Origin of the sequence: Paraburkholderia sp. CNPSo 3076, from assembly GCF_026343935.1 — a bacterium.
GTDB lineage: Bacteria > Pseudomonadota > Gammaproteobacteria > Burkholderiales > Burkholderiaceae > Paraburkholderia > Paraburkholderia nodosa.
The window spans coordinates 61229-79294 of record NZ_JAPMAL010000030.1; the positions used below are offsets into that span (position 1 = coordinate 61229).

An 18066-nucleotide genomic window follows, 5' to 3' on the forward strand; every position below is an offset into this window, starting at 1 on the left:
GTCGATTGGGATGCGCAGTGACATGCGCGATACGTCAGAACGGCTTGTCGCCGATGATCGTTGCGCGCATCATGCGCCGCACGGCCGGGAAATAGTCCTGAATCGCGTAGTGCTGGGTCGAGCGGTTGTCCCAGAACGCGATGGTGTCAGGCGCCCAGCGCAGCCGAACCTGGTACTCGGGAATGGCGGCCTGGCGAAACAGATACTGGAGCAACTCGAACTCGCCGTAGCGGTAGTCGAAACCCACGCGAAACGTCCCCTTGCCCAGATAATTCGCGAGATGGGTCGTGAAGCCTTCGTTCACGTACAGGATCTTTTCGCCGCTTTCGGGATGTGTGCGAACCACGGGGTGCGTCACGGCTGGAAATTTCACGCGATTTGACGAGCGTTCTTCGGACGACATGCGCGAGCCGAATGACGGCATGATGTCATGCACGGCTTCGAGGTCGGCGAGTTGCTCCTTCACGGCCTGGGGCAGTTCCGCATAAGCCTTCGCCATGTTCACCCAGATCGTGTCGCCGCCGCTGCGCGGGCATTCCACGCAACGCAGCATCGACGCCATCGAGGGAATCTCGCGCCAGGACACGTCCGAGTGATAGATGTTCTCGCGCGCCTTCGCGGCCTGCGTGCCGCCCAGCAGGACCAGTTCGGGATGATCGGCGTGATGCGGAAAAACGGGATGCACTTCGAGCTGGCCAAACCGGCATGCAAGCGCCACATGCTGCGCGGGCGTGATGTCCTGGTCGCGGAAGAACAGCACCTTGTGCTGCACCAGCGCGGCGCGCAGCGCGGCGACGGTGGCGTCGTCCAGCGTTTCGCGCAGGTCGATACCGCTGACTTCCGCGCCGATGGCGGGCGAAACAGGGTCCATCGTAAAGTGGGCGTGCGCAGGGGTCCGGCTCGCCTCGGGCGTGGCGATCGCGTTCGTCATGTCTTGTCTCCGTTATTGGGCGCCGGCGGGATCGGCGCTGTCTGATAGGTGTTAACTTAAGGTGGAAACAAATTGCTGTCGTGGTCCTAAAGCAGGAAACGGCAGGAAGCGTTGGTGTGTTGCGCGGTGCTTCGAACGGAGCAAGGGTTTGCCCCGCGGCTCCTCCGTTCGATCGTGCGCTCAGGCGTCCCGATCGTTGCGCGGCCAGCGAAACAACGGTGTTTCCTTGCGCGCAAAGCGCGCCGCCGCCTCGCGCAGATACGGCGAGGTCAACGCAATGGCCTGTGCGCTCGCCTCCGCGTCGAGGAGTGCGCCGAAGTCGCGTTCGAACGTCTGCGCGAGCAAACGCTTGGTCATCGCGAACGCATGCGGCGATTGCGCGCTCATGGCGAGCGCCAGGTCGTACGCTCGCGCGTACAGCGCATCGCCTGGCACCACCTCCAGCACGATGCCCAACGCCTGCGCCTCGTGCGCCGCCAGTTCGCGGGCCGAGTAGACGAGGTCGCGCGTGCGTTGCGTACCGATGATGCGCGGCAGCGTATGCAACGCGCCCAGATCGGGCACGAGGCCCATGCGCGCGAAAGCGAGGCAAAAGCGCGCCCGCTCGCTCGCGACGATGAAGTCGGCCATCAACGCAATACTGAAGCCCGCGCCGTACGCCACGCCATCCACCGCTGCGATCACCGGCTTGTCGAACGTCGCCAGCGCTGCGCACGGCCGCTGGCTCTCGATCATGCGGCGGCGCACGGCGGCCGTATCGGCGGGGCCTTGCATCGCGCTCACGTCGCCGCCCGAGCAAAAGTCGCTGCCTGCGCCAGTCAGGATCAACGCGCGCACCGTGTCGTCGCGGCGCAATGCTTCGATGGCATCCGCGAACGCGGCGAGCGCCGCAGCGCTCAGGGCGTTCTTGCGCTCCGCGTTGTCGAGCGTCAGCGTGGCGACGCCATTTTCTATCGTAGTACTGATCATTTTCGGAAAAATCGAAGATCCGTAAAAGAACCGCCCCGCATGATGCGGGGCGGCGCGTGGGGCTCAGTCTTCCATCGCCTCGACGTAACTCGCGAGATGATGGTCGGTGTCGCCAAGGAGCGGATCGAATATCGTCAGGTGCTTGAAATAGTCGCCCACTTCCAGCTCGTCGGTCATGCCCATGCCGCCGTGGAGTTGCACCGCCTGCTGGCCAACGAAGCGTCCCGCCTGGGCTACCGTCACTTTCGCGGCAGCGAGCATGCGGCGGCGCTTGCGCGCATCGGGTTCGTCCAGCGCTTGCGCGGCGACGTAGGCCATCGAAAGCGCCAGCTCCTTGTGCACGAGCATGTCCGCCATGCGATGTTGTAGCGCCTGGAACGCGGCGAGCGGCTGGCCGAACTGGCGGCGCATGCGCAAATACTCGCCGGTGATCTCGATTACGCGCTCCATCGCGCCAGCCGCTTCCGCGCACAGCGCCGCGATCCCGTAGTCCACGCCGTGCCCGAGCGCGGCCACGCCAGCGCCGGGCGCGCCGATCAGGGCTTCCGCACCCAATGCGACCGCCTCGAACGAAACGTCGGCGGCGCGCTGGCCGTCCATGGTCGGATAGCCGGCCACTTTCACGCCCCGGCTCTCGCGCGGGACGAGGAAAAGCGCGATTTCGCCCGTGGCCGCATCACCCACGCGTGCGCTGACGATGAACGCATCCGCAGCCTCGCCATGCCAGACCAGCGCTTTCGCGCCATCGAGCACGTAGCCGCGCCCAACCGGCGTCGCGAGTGTGCCGACCGCATCGAGCCGGTAGCGCGACGCGGTTTCCGCGAACGCGGGCACGACGACCTGCTGCCCCGTGGCGATCGCGCCCAGCCAGCGGTCCTGCTGCGCGGCACTGGCGTATGCCGCGAGTATCGCGGTTGCCATGACGCTGCACGGAACGACCGGTTCGAGCACCAGCGCACGGCCCAGTTCGCGCTGCACCACGAGCCGGCACGCCGCGCCTTCGCCGAACCCGCCGTATTCGGCGGGCACCGTGAGGCCGAGCACGCCCATTTCCGCAAGCCGCGTCCAGATCGCGCGATCGAAGCTCGCGCCCTCGCGCGCGCGCCGGCGCCGTTGCGCGAACGTGTATTCGCTTTCGACGAAACGACGCAGGCTATCCGCGAGCATTTGCTGCTCTTCGCTATACGTGAAGTCCATGTGCGTGTCCTAAAAGCCGATGATCATCTTGGCGATGATGTTCTTCTGCACCTCGGTCGCGCCGCCGTAAATCGAGGTCTTGCGCATGTCGAAATAGGTGGACGCGGCGGGCGCCGCCCAATGCGGCCCGCTCACGGGGGCATGGGCGCCGGGCTCGAGCCATTGCGGCGCGTAGGGCCAGCCGTGCGGTCCGGCCACTTCCTGCTGAAGCATGGCGATGTCCTGCTGCAGTTCCGAGCCGCGAATCTTCACGATCGATGCCGCGGCGCCGGGACCGCGCCCGCCATCAGCCGTCGCCACGCGCAGCAGCAGCATTTCCAGCGCCATGAGGTTCATTTCGAGGCGGGCGATCTTGTCGCGCATGCGCGCGTCGTCGAGCATGCGGCCGCCTGTGCCGTCCGCAGCCTGTGCCGCGTAATGCTTCAACTGCCACAACTCGCGATAGCAATGGCCGATACCCGCAATGGCCGTGCGCTCGTGCCCGAGAAGATACTTCGCGTAAGTCCAGCCGCGGTTCTCCTCGCCCACGAGATTCTCGACGGGCACTTCCACGTCCTCGAACCATGTCTCGTTCACGTCGTGGCCGCCGTCGAGCGTGACGATCGGCCGGACCGTGACGCCCGGCGACTTCATGTCGATCAGCAACATCGAAATGCCTTCCTGCGGCTTCGCTTCGGAGTCCGTTCTAACGAGGCAGAAAATCCAGTCCGCGAAATGCGCCATCGTGGTCCACGTTTTCTGGCCGTTCACGATGTACTTGTCGCCCTTGCGCACCGCGCGCGTTGTCAGCGACGCTAGGTCCGAGCCCGAACCGGGCTCGGAATAGCCCTGGCACCAGAAGTCGTCGACGTTTGGAATGCGCGGCAAAAATCGCGCCTGCATCTGCGGGCTCGCGTACTTCATGAGCACCGGGCCGATCATCGTGAGGCCGAACGGTAACAGGCGCGGCGCGCCCGCGCCGAGCGTCTCGATCTCGAAGATCAGGCGCTGCAGCGCGTTCCAGCCCGTGCCGCCGAATGCCCTGGGCCAGGTGGGTGCGCCCCAGCCGTGCGCATTGAGTATGCGGTGCCAGCGCACGTAGTCGTCCTTCTCCACCCGCTGGTGCGCGAGCACTTTCTCGCGGATATCGCCAGGCAGGCTCTCCCGCACGAACGCCCGCACTTCTTCGCGGAACGCCTGTTCCGCTTCGGTATAACGCAAATCCATCTGGTGCTCCCAAGTAGCGACGTTACAGCGTACGGGCGATCAGTTCCTTCATGATCTCGTTGGAGCCGCCGAAGATCTTGCTCACGCGCGCATTCACGTAGAGCCGCGCGATCGGATACTCCATCATGTAGCCGTAGCCGCCATGCAGCTGCAGGCATTCGTCGATGATTTCGCAGCTGCGTTGCGTGCACCACCATTTCGCCATCGCGGCCGTCTCGGCGTCGAGCTCGCCGCGCAGCACCTTCGCCATGCAGTCGTCGATGAAGGTTCGCGCAATGGTCGCGTGAGTCTTGCCTTCGGCGAGCTTGAAACGCGTGTTCTGCATGTCCAGCAGGCTCATGCCGAACACCTTGCGCTCGCGCACATAGGCAGTGGTGACATCCAGCGCCTTTTCCATCGCGCTCAGCGCGCCGAGCGCGATGATCATGCGTTCCTGCGGCAACTGCTGCATCAGTTGATAGAAGCCCTTGCCCTCTTCCGTGCCAAGCAGGTTTGCGCACGGCACGCGCACGTCGTCGAAGAACAGCTCGGCGGTGTCCTGGCCCTTCTGCCCCATCTTCTCGAGTACGCGTCCGCGCCGGAAGCCTGGCAGATCGTCGGTTTCCACGACGACGATCGACACGCCTTTCGCGCCCTGCGCCGGGTCCGTCTTGACGACCACGCAGATCAGGTCGGCGAGCAGGCCGTTCGAAATAAAGGTCTTCGAACCGTTGATGACATAGTGATCGCCGTCGCGCGCCGCACGCGTCTTGATGCTCTTGAGGTCCGATCCCGCACCCGGCTCGGACATCGCGATCGCCGCCACGCGCTCGCCGCTCGCCATTTTCGGCAGCCACCTGCGCTTTTGCTCCTCGGTGCCGTAGCGCAGGATGTAATGCGCGACGATGCCGCTATGCACGTTCGTGCCGAGGCTCGACACCATCGCGCGCGACTGCTCGAGCGCTATGATGGCCTCGTGCGCGAACGTGCCCCCACCGCCGCCGTATTCCTCGGGAATGCTCGCGCAGAGCATGCCGAACTCGCCGGCCTTGCGCCACACCTCGCGATCCACATGCTGCTGCTTCCACCAGCGCTCCTCGTGTGGCACGAGTTCGCGCTCGATGAACTTGCGGATCGAATCCTGGAACAGCACGAGATCGTCCGTGATCCACGGACTGCGGTATTCAGCCATGTTCGACTCCTTCTTTGCGAGCCACGTTTTACGGACGGCCGCCGCCGACCACCAGCACCTGCCCCGTCACGTAGTTCGATTCAGGAATGCACATGAGATACACCGCGCCCGCCGCTTCTTCCGGCGTGCCGCCGCGGCCGATGGGAATCATCGCCTCGATGTTCTTCATGAGCAGCGCGTTGACGCCCACCTTGATTGCCTGGCCCGCGATGTCGATGGTCGAACTATTGCCCTCGCCCGCCACCGCCTCGGTGAGGCGCGTCTTGATGAGGCCGAACGCCACGCTGTTCACGTTGACCTTGTAGCGGCCCCACTCTTTCGCGAGCGCCTTCGTGAGGCCGTTGATCGCGGCTTTCGCGGCCGAATAGTTCGCCTGGCCCGCGTTGCCCATCACGCCCGAAACGGACGAGATGTTCACGACTTTGCGGAACACCTCCTGGCCCGCATCGGCTTCGGCCTTGGCGCTTTCGCGGAAGTAGTCGGCGGCGGCGCGCAGGATGCGGAACGGCGCGCTCACGTGCACGTCCATGATGGCGTTCCACTGCTCGTCGCTCATCTTCTGGATCACGTTGTCCCACGTGTAGCCCGCGTTGTTGACGATGATGTCGAGGCGCCCGAACTCCTTGAGCGCCGCGCCGACGAAGCGCGTGCCGAAGTCCGCGTCCGTCACGCTGCCCGTGCACGCCACGGCCTTGCCGCCCGCGGCGACGATCTCGGCCACCACGCTTTGCGCGGGTTCGACGTCCAGATCGTTCACCACGACAGCCGCGCCTTCGCCCGCGAGCTTCAGTGCAATTTCACGGCCAATGCCGCGGCCCGACCCCGATACGATGGCGACCTTGCCAACCAGCTTGCTCATCTTCTGTCTACTCCGTGTGTGTGAAGGATCGTTCAGGCGTCGAGCGCGACGAGCGCCTCGCCTGAAAGCTTGATTTCGCCTTGTGCGTCGCGCGTGGTGAGCGCGACTTTGACGGTGCGCGCCGTCTCGTCACGTTCGGTGACGACGCCGCTGCAGGTAATGGCGTCGCCCACCTGCGTAATCGCCGCGAAGCGCACCGAGAACTCGCGGATGGCCTGCTGTGGCACCCAGTTCGTGAGCAGCCGCCCGAGATATGCCATGGACAGCATGCCGTGCGCGAACACGTCGGGCATGCCGGCGCGGCGCGCGAAGTCCAGATCGACGTGAATCGGGTTGTGGTCGCCGGAAGCGCCCGCGTAAAGCGCGAGCGTGAGGCGCGTGAGCGGCGCGGCGACGAACGGCGGCAACGCGCTGCCTACGGCCAGGTCGTTCAAACGAATCGATTGCATGTTGGCTCCTGCTTCTGCTTTTCTATCAACCGTTGCGCACGACGATCACGCTGCGCAGGTCTGCAACGGGCGCGTCGTCTTGTGCGTTCGTCACACGCGTTTCGCGCACGACGAATTCCAGTGCGCCGCCCTTCTTGCCGTAGATGTCCGCGATGCGCGTTTCGAATGCGAGGCGTTCGCCCGCAAACGCCATGCGGTGATAGCGGAAGCGCTGCTCGCCGTGCAGCACGCGGGCGATGTCGATATTCAGGCGCTCGACGGTCGCACGCGGATTGGGCGATTCCATTTCGAGGCAGAACAGGAACGTGGGCGGCACGGGCAGCGCGGGATAGCCGGCTTCCCTCGCGGCCTCGTCGTCGAGGTAACGGCGGTCCGTCTGGCCGGTCGCCTTCGCGAAGAAGCGCAGGCGGCCCGCCTCGACGAGCGCCGTGTGGCGCGAGATCAGTGCGCCGATATGGCTTTTGTCGATCATCGTCGAGCCTCGCGTTACTGGCGCTCGTAGAGCGTGACCACGCACGCGCCGCCGAGTCCGAGGTTGTGCTGGAGACCGAAGCGCGCGCCCGCGACCTGGCGGTCCTGCGCCTGCCCGCGCAGTTGCCACACGAGTTCGGTGCATTGCGCAAGACCTGTTGCGCCAAGCGGATGGCCTTTCGAAAGCAGGCCGCCCGAGGGGTTCGTGACGACACGGCCGCCATAGGTGTTGTCGCCGTCGAGAATGAACTTCTCCGCCGTGCCCTCGGGCGTGAGGCCGAGCCCCTCGTAGGTGATCAATTCGTTCGCCGTAAAGCAGTCGTGCAGTTCGACGACCTGAATATCTTCGGGGCCGACGCCCGCCTTTTCATACACCTGTTGCGCGGCGGCACGCGTCATGTCGTAGCCCACCACCTTGCGCATGTCGCCTTCGTCGAACGTGCTGTTGCGGTCGGTCGTCATCGCCTGGGCCTTGATGACCACGCGCGTGTCGAGTCCGTGCTTCTTCGCGAACGCTTCCGAGCACACGATCGCCGCGGCAGCGCCGCACGTGGGCGGACAGCACTGCAAGCGCGTGAGCGGATCGAAGACGGCGGGCGAAGCCATCACCTCTTCGAGCGTCACGGTGTTGCGAAACACGGCGAAAGGGTTGCGCGCGGCGTGCTGGCGCGCTTTCACGGAAATGCGCCCGAACGTCTCCGGCTTGATGTCGTATTCCTTCATGTAGGCGCGGCCGCCGCCGCCGAAGAATTGCGCCGCACGCGGCGCGGTTTCGTCGAAGCCTTGCACGTCGAGCATGGTCTTGACGAAACGCTCCATCGGCGTGGGACGGTCGGTGTACGCGCCCTTGAGCGCGCCGGGCACCATCTGCTCGAAGCCGAGCGCGATGGCGCATTCCACAGCTCCGCTTTCCACGGCCTGGCGCGCGAGGAAGAGCGCGGTGGAGCCCGTCGCGCAGTTGTTGTTGACGTTCACAACAGGAATGCCCGTGAGGCCCACGCCATAGATGGCGGCCTGGCCGGAGGTCGAATCGCCGAACACGTAGCCCACGTAGGCCTGCTCGACGAGCGCGTAGTCGATGCGCGCATCGGCGAGTGCTGCCTTCGCGGCATTGGCGCCCATCGTGGCGTAGTCGTCGCTCGCGCCGGGCTTGGTGAACGGAATCATGCCAACGCCGGCTACTACAACCTTGTTGCTCATTTTGGATACCTGATTAAGTGAGATTGCTATTTAACGATGACGATGCCCACCCGTGCGGATCAGCCCACCTGTCGGGACTGGCTCTGCCAGTACGGCGCGCGCAGATCGCGCTTGAGAATCTTGCCGGCGGCCGAAAGCGGCAGCGCCTCGCGGAACTCGACGCTCTTCGGGCACTTGTAGCCGGCGATGAACTGGCGGCAGTGCTCGCGCAGCGCGGCTTCGTCCACGTCGCTGCCGCTACGTGCGACGACCACGGCGTGCACGGCTTCGCCCCAGCGCGCATCGGGAACGCCGATCACGGCGCATTGCGCAACGGCGGGATGGCGCGAGAGTACGTTCTCGACTTCGGCGGAATAGACGTTCTCGCCGCCCGTCACGATCATGTCCTTCATGCGGTCGACGATGAAGAGGTAGCCGTTTTCGTCCATATAGGCGCCGTCGCCGGTATGCAGCCAGCCGTCGCGCAGCGTCTCGCGCGTTTCTTCGGGCTTGTTCCAGTAGCCGAGCATGACGTTCGCGCCGCGCACGGCGATCTCGCCCACGGTATTGCGCGGCACTTCCACGCCTTCGGCATCGACGATCTTGACGGTCACGCCGTAGCCCGCACGCCCGGCCGAGCGGTAAAGGCCGCTCGCCCGCCCTTCGGGGCCGTGATTCGCGGGCGGATTGACCGACACCACCGGCGACGCCTCCGTGAGACCGTAAGCGTGAAAGAATTCGATGCCGGGTAGCGCGGCGAGCGCGGCGTCGAGCACGCCCGCGGCGATCGGCGACGCGCCGTAGTAGATGCGCCTGAGCGAAGAAAGATCGCGCCGCTTGAAGTCGGGATGCTCAAGCACGGCCTGCAGCATGGTCGGCACGAGCAGGATCTCGTCCACGCAGTCGCGCTCGATCGCTTCGAGCACGGCGCGCGGCTCGAAAGTGGGCACCACCACGTGCGTGTCGCCGGCCACGAAATGGCCCACGGCGCGCGCCATCGCCGCCGTGTGGAAAAGCGGCGCCGCATGCAGCGAAACGGCGTGCGCGTAGCCGCGGAACTCCGCCATGCGCGAAGTCGCCGAAGACCACAGGTTCAGGTGCGACTGCATCACGCCCTTGGGCCGGCCCGTCGTGCCGCCCGTGTACATGATGGTCGCGAGATCGTTGCCGCCGCGAAACACGTCTGCCACCGGCTGCGCTTCGGCGATCAGCGACTCGTAAGCGAGCATGCCGGGCGGTGCGTCGCGCTCGCCGGTGTAGACGAGCGTCGGGCGATGCGCAGCGCTCGCCGCGATGTTCCCGGCGAGTGGCAGGAAGTGGTCGTCCACCAGCAGGATGCGCGTGTCGCAGTCGTCGAGCGAATAGACGATCTCGGGCACGCTCCAGCGGATATTCACCGGGTTGAGTACGCCGCCGCCCCACCAAACGCCGAGCATGTATTCGAGGTAGCGGTCGGAATTGAGCGCGAGCATGCCCACGCGGTCGCCCGCGCCCATACCGAGCGACTGGAGCGCGCCGGCTAGCCGCGCCACGCGGTCGCCCAGCTGCGCGAAAGTTTGCGTGCGCTCGCCGAAGCGGATCGCGACTTCCGCCGGGTGTTGCTGCACGCAGCGATGCAGGCCTTGTGTGAGGTACATGGTGTCTCCGGGCTTCCTTATGTCGTTCCGGCTGCGCCGCTTGATCGTCGGTTGGTCGATCGTGGCGCGGATGCCGTGAAGTCGATGTCACTTTAGGCGCGCGCCGGCCTGCTGTCCTGAGCCGAAGGGAGGATTTTAGGACGCGCAGGCGAATCGTTCGAAAGGAGTACGACGCCGGCCAGCCGCTATGGAACAATAGCCCCACGGTTGCACCAGCAACGTAAAAACAGGGCGCGACCCCCTCGCCCCAGCAACAACGACCCGAGTGAGACAGGTCCGCCGCCGCCTAACCCGTGCGGCCCGCGGACCCGAAGGGCGCGCCGCCGCGCGCGCCGCAGAAGGAAACAGCGCCTGTGAACATCGTCGATGCCCACGCCGCAAGCGGCCATCAGAATCCTCCCCGCGGGATCGTCGCGTCGAAGCTGACGCCGCCCGCAGACAGCCCGTCACATCTGTTGCGCACGCAACTGATCGAGACAATTGCAGGCACCCACACGGCGCGCCTCGTGTTGATCCGCGCTTCGGCGGGCTTCGGCAAGACCACGCTCCTGCAGCAATACGCCGCGCACTGCCGCGGCCATCGCCGCGAGGTGGCGTGGCTGCGCCTCGACGCCGCCGACAACGACTTCGGGCGCTTCCTGCTGCATCTCGACGCCGCGTTGCCAGGCACACGCACGCCGCGCGCGCTCACACTCGACCCGGACACGTTCGCGTCGAGCCTGATCGAGCGCGTGGCGGCGCACGGCAAGCCGCTCGCCATCCTGCTCGACGACTTCGAGTCGGTCCAGAGCCCTACCGTGCTCGCCTTCATGCAGGACCTGATCGCCGCCCTGCCGCCTGGCAACCCGCTCGTGGTCGCCTCGCGCGTGACGCCCGAACTCGGCATCGGGCGCATCCGCGCGCGCGGCGAGCTGCTCGACATCAATCCCGCCGCACTGCGCTTCACGCTCGCGGAGGCGAGCGCGTTCATCCGCGAGAAATGCGCGCTGCCGCTGCGCGACGCCGATATCGCAACGCTGCATCGCTGCACCGAAGGCTGGGCCACGGCCATTTATCTGGCCACGCTCTCGCTGCGCACGCGCACCGACCATGCGGCCTTCGTCGCCTCGTTTTCGGGCACGAACCTCGAACTCGCGGAATATCTCGCCGAGGACATCCTCGCCCGGCAATCCGAAGCGTGCCGCTCGTTCCTGCTGGAGACGAGTGCGCTGCCGCAGTTCTGCGCGGCGCTTTGCGACGCCGCCACCGGACGCAACGACAGCCGCGAGATGCTGGACTATCTGGAGCGCGCCAATCTCTTTCTCGTGCCGCTCGACGGCGAGCGCAGCTGGTACCGCTATCACCGGCTGTTCGCGAGCTTCCTGCAGCATCGGCTGCGTGCGGCGCAGCCGGAACGTGAACGCGAGGTGCACGGGGCGGCCGCGCGCTGGTATCTCGACGCGCAACGCCCTGTGCCCGCCATCGACCATTTGCTCGACGCGGGCGACGAAGCCGGCGCGCTCGCCGAAATCGCGGACCACTCGCGGGCGTTGCTCGGCAGCGGCCGGCTGCGCCTGTTGATGCGCTGGCTCGACCGCATCGGCGCCGCGCGGCTCGCCACGCGGCCCGACGTCGGCCTCACCTATGCATGGGTGCTGCTTCTGAACCACCGCTATGCGGACGCCATGCGCACGACGCAGAGCATTGTCGAGGGCAGCCTCGGGCAGCCCAACCAGGATAGCGTCGCCCTCGTGGCCGAAGCGATTCGCGGCGTGCTGCTCGCGATCACAGACCAGGTCGAGGCATGCGCGCAAACGAGCGCCGCCCTGCTCGATCGGCTGCCCGACCGTGCGAACTTCTCGTTCTACAGCCTCACGAATTCGCTCGCGTTCAGCTACGTCTGCACCGATCTCTACGACGAGGCCCGCGGGGTGCTCTCGCGTGCATTGCGGCGCACGCATGATCATCCCTATGTCGTGATGCGCACGATGTCGGAAACCATCGAAGGGATCATCGATCTGGTGCAGGGGCGGCTTGGCACGGCGCTGGCGCGGCTCGAAATTTCGGCGGCCAACGCCACGGCGAACCGCACCGTGGACTCGGGCGGCGGCCGCACCAGCGTGGACGGCGTGCGCTCGCTCGCGCTCTACGAGAAAAACGCGCTCAGCGAAATGACGCATCTGCTCGCCGACGCGCTGCCGCGCGCCAAGCGCGTGGGCGTGACCGACGGGCTGATCGCCACGCATGTGCTTTCGGCGCGCGCGGCGCTCATCGAAGGCAATGTCGAGCAGTGGTTGCGCCTGCTCGCCGAACTCGAACAGTTGGGCCGCGCGGTCGAATCGGACCGCGCCGTGAGCGCCGCATGGCTCGAACGCACGCGCGTCGCCACACTCGAAGGCCGCTTCGACGCCGCCGAGCAGGCGCTACGCGCGGCCACGCTGCACGCGGACTGGGCGCGCCCGGGGGTCTCCTATCATGCGAGCGAGATCGATGAACCGGTGATCGCGCGCTGCCGCCTCGATATCGCGCAGGGACGCTACGCCACGGCGTGCGCGGCGCTGAGCGAAGCCCTCGCGCAGGCGATCGCGCGGCGGCGTCATTGGCGCGCGCTGAAGTTGCGAATCTTGCTCGCACTCGCGCTCGACGGCAACGGCGAGCGCACCGCGGCCTTCGACACGCTCACGGAAGCGCTGCGCATGGCGAGCCACGAAGGCTTCGTGCGCGCGTTCCTCGACGAAGGCGAAGCGCTCATGCGCCTGCTGGGCGCATGGGCCGAGCGCGGCCCCACGCAGATTGGCTCGCTTGGCGTGGTGCCTGCGTTCGTCACGCAGTTGCTGGACGGCGTGGCGCCCGCCCACGCGCGCATGGCGGACTCAGCGGCGGGCGCCGCCGATCTCTCGCCCTACGCCGCAGACTCTCCCGCCGACGCGCTCACCGCGCGCGAGCTGGACGTGCTGCGCATGCTTTCGGCGGGCCACCGCAACCGCGTGATCGCGGAGAAGCTGTTCGTCTCCGAATTGACGGTGAAGTCGCATCTTCGCAAGATCAACGCCAAGCTCGGCGCGGGCAATCGTACCCAGGCAGTCGCCATCGGCCGCGCGAAAGGGCTGATCCCCTGATTGTGGAAACTCGGACAATGAACGATCGCCTACCCGTGAATGACATCCCGCTTGACGTTGCGAACGCCCCCGTCGAAAGCGACGGCGACGCCCCGCCGTCCGGCTTCGTGGCGTTGCCGTTCCGCACGGGCTATATGGGCCAGTTCGGCGCGCTTTACTTCGACGAAGCCCGCGGCGTGATCGGCACGCGCGTGGGCGAGCGCCATTTGAATAATCTGGATATCGCGCACGGCGGCATGCTGGCCACGCTCGCCGACACGGCCATTGGCGCGGCCATGATACGCGCGGCGGGACGCGAACGCCCGGCGGTCACGGCGCATCTGGGCCTCGATTACCTCGGTTCCGTGCGTCCCGGCGACTGGCTGGAAGCGCACGTGGCGCTCGACAAAATGGGGGCGCGTCTGCGCTTTGCCACGTGCCGCCTGATAGTGGACGAGCGCTGCGTGCTCAAAGCCAACGCGACCTTCGCGGTGCTGAACCCGCCGGCCTGAGCGCCGAGCGCGCCACATGCGGACAGCGTGACGCCGCCGCCCCTTCCGAGGCGGCGGCGCTCTGGGTTAGCCATCGTTTATCAGTGATGGCGCTTCACGTCCTTCGCCATATCCTTTGCGGCCTCCTTCAGGTCACCCACGTTCTTGCGTGCCTGGCCAGCTTCCTGCTGGAGGTCCCCCTTCACTTCGCGCGCCGGGTTGTCGGTTGCGCGGCCCACGGCCTCATTGACCTTGCCCTTCATCTTTTCAGCCGTGCCCTTCACCTGGTCCTTGTTCATGGTCACACTCCACGTAAAAGCGACGGTGTGTCGCGACGCTTCGTATAGCGCATGCACTGTGCCCAAGGTGCCCGGCGCGCACGTATTGAGGGACGCAACGTAATACGTCAGTCGTGCGCCATGGCGCGGTCGATCGAGATCTGCGTGGGCATCATGTTGACGTTCGCGTTGTGCATGACCCACAGCGAAAGCCCGACGATCACCGCAATCAGAAACGCCGTGCAGACAAAAATGGCCGTGTTGGCGCGCTGGCTGCGCGACGCGCCGATATGCAGGAAATACACGAGTTGCACGACGAGTTGCGCGGTGCACAGCACGACGATGGCTGCAAGCCCGAAACCCGGCGAAACGACTCGAAACATCACCACGCCGAACGACGCGAGTGTCAGCACGAGCGAGAGCACCGTGCCGATCATGTAGCCCTTGAAGCTGCCGTGCGACGCGTCATGCACGGCGTGATGAATGGCATGGGACTGGCTCACAGGAAACCTCGCAGGTAAACGAACGTAAATACACAGATCCACACGAGATCGAGAAAGTGCCAGAAGAGGCTCAGGCAGGCGAGACGGCGGCGGACCGTGCCGGTCAGACCGAACTTGAAGGTCTGGTGCATCATGATCGCGATCCACAACAGACCCGCCGTGACGTGCAGGCCGTGCGTGCCGACCAGCGTGAAGTACGCCGAAAGGTAGGCGCTCGTGCCGGGCCCCGCCCCATCGGCGATGAGCGTGGCGAACTCGTTCACCTCCATCGCGACGAAGCCCGCGCCGAACAGGAACGTGATGGCGAGCCACACGATCACCTGGCCGCGCCGCTGCGCGTAGAGATTCAGCATGGCCATGCCGAACGTGACGCTGCTCGCAAGCAGCAGCAGCGTTTCGCCCAGCACGTAGGGCAGTTCGAATAGTTCCCTCGCGCCCGGACCGCCTGCCGTCGCATTCGCGAGCACGCCAAACGTGGCGAAGAGCGTCGCGAAGATGAGGCAGTCGCTCATCAGGTAGATCCAGAAGCCCAGCGTGGTCCTGGTACTGTCATCGTGATCGTGACCATGAACGTGGGCGTGAGTAGTAGCAGCGTGAGCCATGGTTTACGCCATCTCCTCGATGTGCTCGGATTGATCGAAACGCTGGATGCCAAGTTGTCTGAAGCGCGCGTTCTCGATGCGCTCGACCTCGGCGGCCGGAACCCAGTAATCCATGTCCTGGTTGTAGGTGCGCACGATGAACGTGGCAATCATGCCGATGAGGCCCACCGCCGCGAACAGCCACATGTGCCACACGATCGCAAAACCAAACAGCAGGCTGAACGCGGCGATGATAAAGCCCGCGCCCGTGTTGCGCGGCATATGGATGTCCTCGTACTTCACCGGCTGCACGTAGGCGCGGCCCGCTTCCTTGTTGTCCCAGTGCTGCTCCATCGAAGTGATCTCCGGCAGCACCGCGAAGTTGTAGAACGGTGCGGGCGAAGCCGTCGACCACTCGAGGCTGCGGCCATCCCACGGGTCGCCGGTCACGTCGCGGTTCGCTTCGCGATCGCGCAGGCTCACCACGATCTGCACGATGAACGAGAGAATGCCGAGGCCCACGAACACGGCACCCACGAGCGCCACCACGAGCCACGGATGCCACTCGGCCACCTCATAGTGATTCATGCGGCGCGTCATGCCTTCGAAGCCGAGAATGTAGAGCGGCGTGAACGCGAGCCAGTAGCCGATCAGCCAGCACCAGAACGACACCTTGCCCCAGAACTCGTTGAGCGTGAAGCCAAACACCTTGGGGAACCAGAAGCTCACGCCCGCAAGACAGCCGAACACCACCCCGCCGATGATCACGTTATGGAAGTGCGCGACGAGAAAGAGCGAGTTGTGCAGCACGAAGTCCGCGCCCGGCACGGCCAGCAGCACGCCGGTCATGCCGCCCACGGCGAACGTCACCATGAAGCCGATGGTCCAGAGCGTGGCGCTGTGATAGCGGATGCGGCCGCGATACATCGTGAAGAGCCAGTTGAAGAGCTTCACGCCGGTCGGGATCGAAATGACCGTGGTCATGATGCCGAAGAACGCATTGACGTTCGCGCCCGAGCCCATCGTAAAAAAGTGGTGCAGCCACACGAAGAACGAAAGAATGCCGATCGACGCCGTGGCATAGACCATCGACTTGTAGCCGAACAGCGGCTTGCCCGAGAACGTCGCAATGATTTCCGAGTACGCACCGAATGCGGGCAGGATGAGGATGTACACCTCCGGGTGACCCCAGACCCAGATCAGGTTGATGTACATCATCGCGTTGCCGCCCAGCTCGTTCGTGAAGAAGTGCATGTCGAAGTAGCGGTCCATCGTGAGCAGCGCGAGCGTGGCGGTGAGCACCGGGAACACCGCGACGATCAGGATGTTGGTGATGAACGCCGTCCACACGAACACTGGCATTTTCATCATGTCCATGCCCGGCGCGCGCAGGCGCAGGATCGTGACGATGAAGTTGATGCCCGAGAGTGTCGTTCCGAGGCCCGATAGCTGCAGCGACCATATGTAGTAATCCATACCGACTGTCGGGCTGTAGCCAAGCTCCGAGAGCGGCGGATACGCCACCCAGCCCGTGGCCGCGAAATCGCCCACGAACATGGAGACCATCACGAGCACCGCGCCCACCACCGAAAGCCAGAAGGAGAGCGAGTTGACGAACGGATAGGCCACGTCGCGCGCGCCGATCTGCAGCGGCACGACCACGTTCATCAAGCCGAGAATGAGGGGCGTGGCCACGAAGAAGATCATGATGACGCCGTGCGCCGTGAAGATCTGGTCGTAGTGATGCGGCGGCAGATAGCCCGCGGCGTCGCCATACGCGAGCGCCTGTTGCACGCGCATCATGATCGCGTCGGCGAAACCGCGCAGCAGCATGACGACCGCGAGAATGATGTACATGACACCAATGCGCTTGTGATCGACCGACGTGATCCACTCGCGCCACAAATAACCCCACTTGCCCGCGATCGTGATCGCGGCGAGCAAGGCAACGCCGCCGAGCGCCACGACGGCGCCCGTGCCCATGATGATCGGCTCGTGCCAGGGAACGGCGTCGAGCGTGAGTTTTCCGAACATGGTGTGATTACTCCGCTGCCAGGATGGCACTACGGTTGAGCGTGAGCGCCGGGGCGCCTGTGCCAGGGACTGTGCTTGGGACCGTGGGGACCGTGCCGCAAATCGGGTTGCCGTGCACGTCGCGCATGTATTTGCCGACCACGCCGTCGAACAGGCCCGGCGCGACGTTCGAATAGAGCGTCACCGGCGTCTTTTCGCCGGGCAACGCGAGCTGTTCGTAGGCCGCGCGGCTCAGCATCGTGGGCGACGCCTTCGCCTGCGCGATCCAGGCGTCGAAGTCGGCGCGGCTCTTGGCCAGCGTTTCGAAATGCATGTCGGAGAAGCCCGGGCCGCTGAACGCCGCCGAGCGGCCCGCATAGATGCCGGGCTCGTTCGCGATGAGGTGCAGCTTCGTCTGCATAGCCGGCATCGCATACACCTGGCTGCCCAGTTGCGGGATGAAGAACGAGTTCATCAGCGACTCGGCGGTGAGGTTGAACTCAACAGGCGTATCCACAGGAATCGCGAGCTGGTTCACGGAGGCCACGCCGTAATCCGGGTAGATGAAGAGCCACTTCCAGTTGAGCGCGACCACGTCCACGCGCACGGGCTTCGTTTGCGATTCGATCGGGCGATACGGGTCGAGCGAGTGCGTCGTGCGCCAGATCAGCACGGCGAGCGTGAGCACGATCACGCAGGGGATCGTCCACACCACCACTTCGATGACCGTGGAATGCGACCAGCGCGGCGCGTAAGTCGCGTTCGTGTTGGAAGCGCGGTAGCGCCACGCGAACCACAGCGTGAGCACGATCACGGGAATCACGACGAGCAGCATCAGGCCGAGCGCGATCAGGATCAGGTTCTTTTCCTGCACGCCGATGTCGCCCTTCGGGGCGAGCAGCGCCATGTTGCAGCCGCTGAGTAGCACGAGCGGTGCGCCCGCCGCGACGAGAGCGGTGCGGCGCAAAAAGCGGGTAATCAGGGGTGGACGGGACGAAGAAGGCGGGCCGGCCGCAGCGGCCTGCCCCGAGCGAGGGTCTGGATTGCGCATGTC

General features: G+C 65.4%; 17 protein-coding genes. 2 read left to right on the forward strand and 15 right to left on the reverse strand.

Features of this window, described 5'->3' with window-relative positions; translation table 11 throughout:
• Positions 1-34: 34 nt before the first annotated feature.
• The 10 genes from M3A49_RS30715 to M3A49_RS30760 form a co-directional block, all read right to left on the reverse strand.
• Positions 35-931: a TauD/TfdA dioxygenase family protein gene (locus tag M3A49_RS30715; RefSeq protein WP_266232337.1), complete on the reverse strand. Its 897-nt coding sequence runs from the start codon at positions 929-931 to the stop codon at positions 35-37.
• A 180-nt stretch (positions 932-1111) separates the two neighbouring features.
• Positions 1112-1900 (reverse strand): enoyl-CoA hydratase/isomerase family protein, encoded by a 789-nt coding sequence (locus tag M3A49_RS30720; protein WP_266232338.1) that lies wholly within the window; start codon positions 1898-1900, stop codon positions 1112-1114.
• 63 nt (positions 1901-1963) lie between these two features.
• Positions 1964-3097 carry an acyl-CoA dehydrogenase family protein gene (locus M3A49_RS30725; RefSeq protein ID WP_266232339.1) on the reverse strand — a complete coding sequence of 378 codons (1134 nt, stop codon included), beginning with the start codon at positions 3095-3097 and terminating at the stop codon, positions 1964-1966.
• Between the two features lie 9 nt (positions 3098-3106).
• Positions 3107-4303 carry an acyl-CoA dehydrogenase family protein gene (locus tag M3A49_RS30730; protein WP_266232340.1) on the reverse strand — a complete coding sequence of 399 codons (1197 nt, stop codon included), beginning with the start codon at positions 4301-4303 and terminating at the stop codon, positions 3107-3109.
• Positions 4304-4325: 22 nt separating this feature from the next.
• Complete coding sequence (locus M3A49_RS30735; RefSeq protein WP_266232341.1) at positions 4326-5474, reverse strand: acyl-CoA dehydrogenase family protein; 1149 nt, start codon at positions 5472-5474, stop codon at positions 4326-4328.
• 28 nt (positions 5475-5502) lie between these two features.
• Complete coding sequence (locus M3A49_RS30740; RefSeq protein WP_266232342.1) at positions 5503-6333, reverse strand: SDR family NAD(P)-dependent oxidoreductase; 831 nt, start codon at positions 6331-6333, stop codon at positions 5503-5505.
• Between the two features lie 32 nt (positions 6334-6365).
• Complete coding sequence (locus tag M3A49_RS30745) at positions 6366-6782, reverse strand: MaoC family dehydratase (protein WP_266232343.1); 417 nt, start codon at positions 6780-6782, stop codon at positions 6366-6368.
• Between the two features lie 25 nt (positions 6783-6807).
• Positions 6808-7254: a MaoC family dehydratase N-terminal domain-containing protein gene (locus M3A49_RS30750; protein WP_254354641.1), complete on the reverse strand. Its 447-nt coding sequence runs from the start codon at positions 7252-7254 to the stop codon at positions 6808-6810.
• A 14-nt stretch (positions 7255-7268) separates the two neighbouring features.
• Positions 7269-8453 (reverse strand): lipid-transfer protein, encoded by a 1185-nt coding sequence (locus M3A49_RS30755; protein ID WP_254336164.1) that lies wholly within the window; start codon positions 8451-8453, stop codon positions 7269-7271.
• A 59-nt stretch (positions 8454-8512) separates the two neighbouring features.
• A complete protein-coding gene (locus M3A49_RS30760) occupies positions 8513-10069 on the reverse strand; it encodes a long-chain-fatty-acid--CoA ligase (RefSeq protein ID WP_266232344.1) in 1557 nt (518 codons plus the stop codon).
• A 353-nt stretch (positions 10070-10422) separates the two neighbouring features.
• Here M3A49_RS30760 and M3A49_RS30765 point away from each other — a divergent pair, with 353 nt between their 5' ends.
• Together M3A49_RS30765 and M3A49_RS30770 are read left to right on the forward strand one after the other, a co-directional pair.
• Positions 10423-13167 carry a LuxR C-terminal-related transcriptional regulator gene (locus M3A49_RS30765; RefSeq protein ID WP_266232345.1) on the forward strand — a complete coding sequence of 915 codons (2745 nt, stop codon included), beginning with the start codon at positions 10423-10425 and terminating at the stop codon, positions 13165-13167.
• 17 nt (positions 13168-13184) lie between these two features.
• Positions 13185-13658: a PaaI family thioesterase gene (locus M3A49_RS30770; RefSeq protein WP_254354638.1), complete on the forward strand. Its 474-nt coding sequence runs from the start codon at positions 13185-13187 to the stop codon at positions 13656-13658.
• Between the two features lie 80 nt (positions 13659-13738).
• On the opposite strand, the gene M3A49_RS30775 is transcribed toward M3A49_RS30770, so the two are convergent.
• The 5 genes from M3A49_RS30775 to cyoA all read right to left on the reverse strand — a co-directional run bounded on the left by M3A49_RS30775 (position 13739) and on the right by cyoA (position 18063).
• On the reverse strand, positions 13739-13936 hold the full coding sequence (locus M3A49_RS30775; protein WP_254354637.1) for a CsbD family protein: 198 nt from the start codon (positions 13934-13936) through the stop codon (positions 13739-13741).
• A gap of 107 nt (positions 13937-14043) precedes the next feature.
• Entirely contained in the window at positions 14044-14418 is a 375-nt protein-coding gene (gene cyoD, locus M3A49_RS30780; RefSeq protein ID WP_266232346.1) for a cytochrome o ubiquinol oxidase subunit IV, read from the reverse strand.
• On the reverse strand, positions 14415-15020 hold the full coding sequence (gene cyoC, locus M3A49_RS30785; protein ID WP_266232347.1) for a cytochrome o ubiquinol oxidase subunit III: 606 nt from the start codon (positions 15018-15020) through the stop codon (positions 14415-14417). Before cyoC ends, cyoD begins: the two co-directional genes overlap by 4 nt.
• Positions 15021-15023: 3 nt before the next feature.
• Positions 15024-17033, reverse strand: coding sequence for a cytochrome o ubiquinol oxidase subunit I (cyoB, locus tag M3A49_RS30790; RefSeq protein WP_266232348.1), 2010 nt, complete (start codon positions 17031-17033; stop codon positions 15024-15026).
• A gap of 7 nt (positions 17034-17040) precedes the next feature.
• A complete protein-coding gene (gene cyoA, locus M3A49_RS30795; RefSeq protein ID WP_266232349.1) occupies positions 17041-18063 on the reverse strand; it encodes a ubiquinol oxidase subunit II in 1023 nt (340 codons plus the stop codon).
• Between the last annotated feature and the right edge of the window lie 3 nt (positions 18064-18066).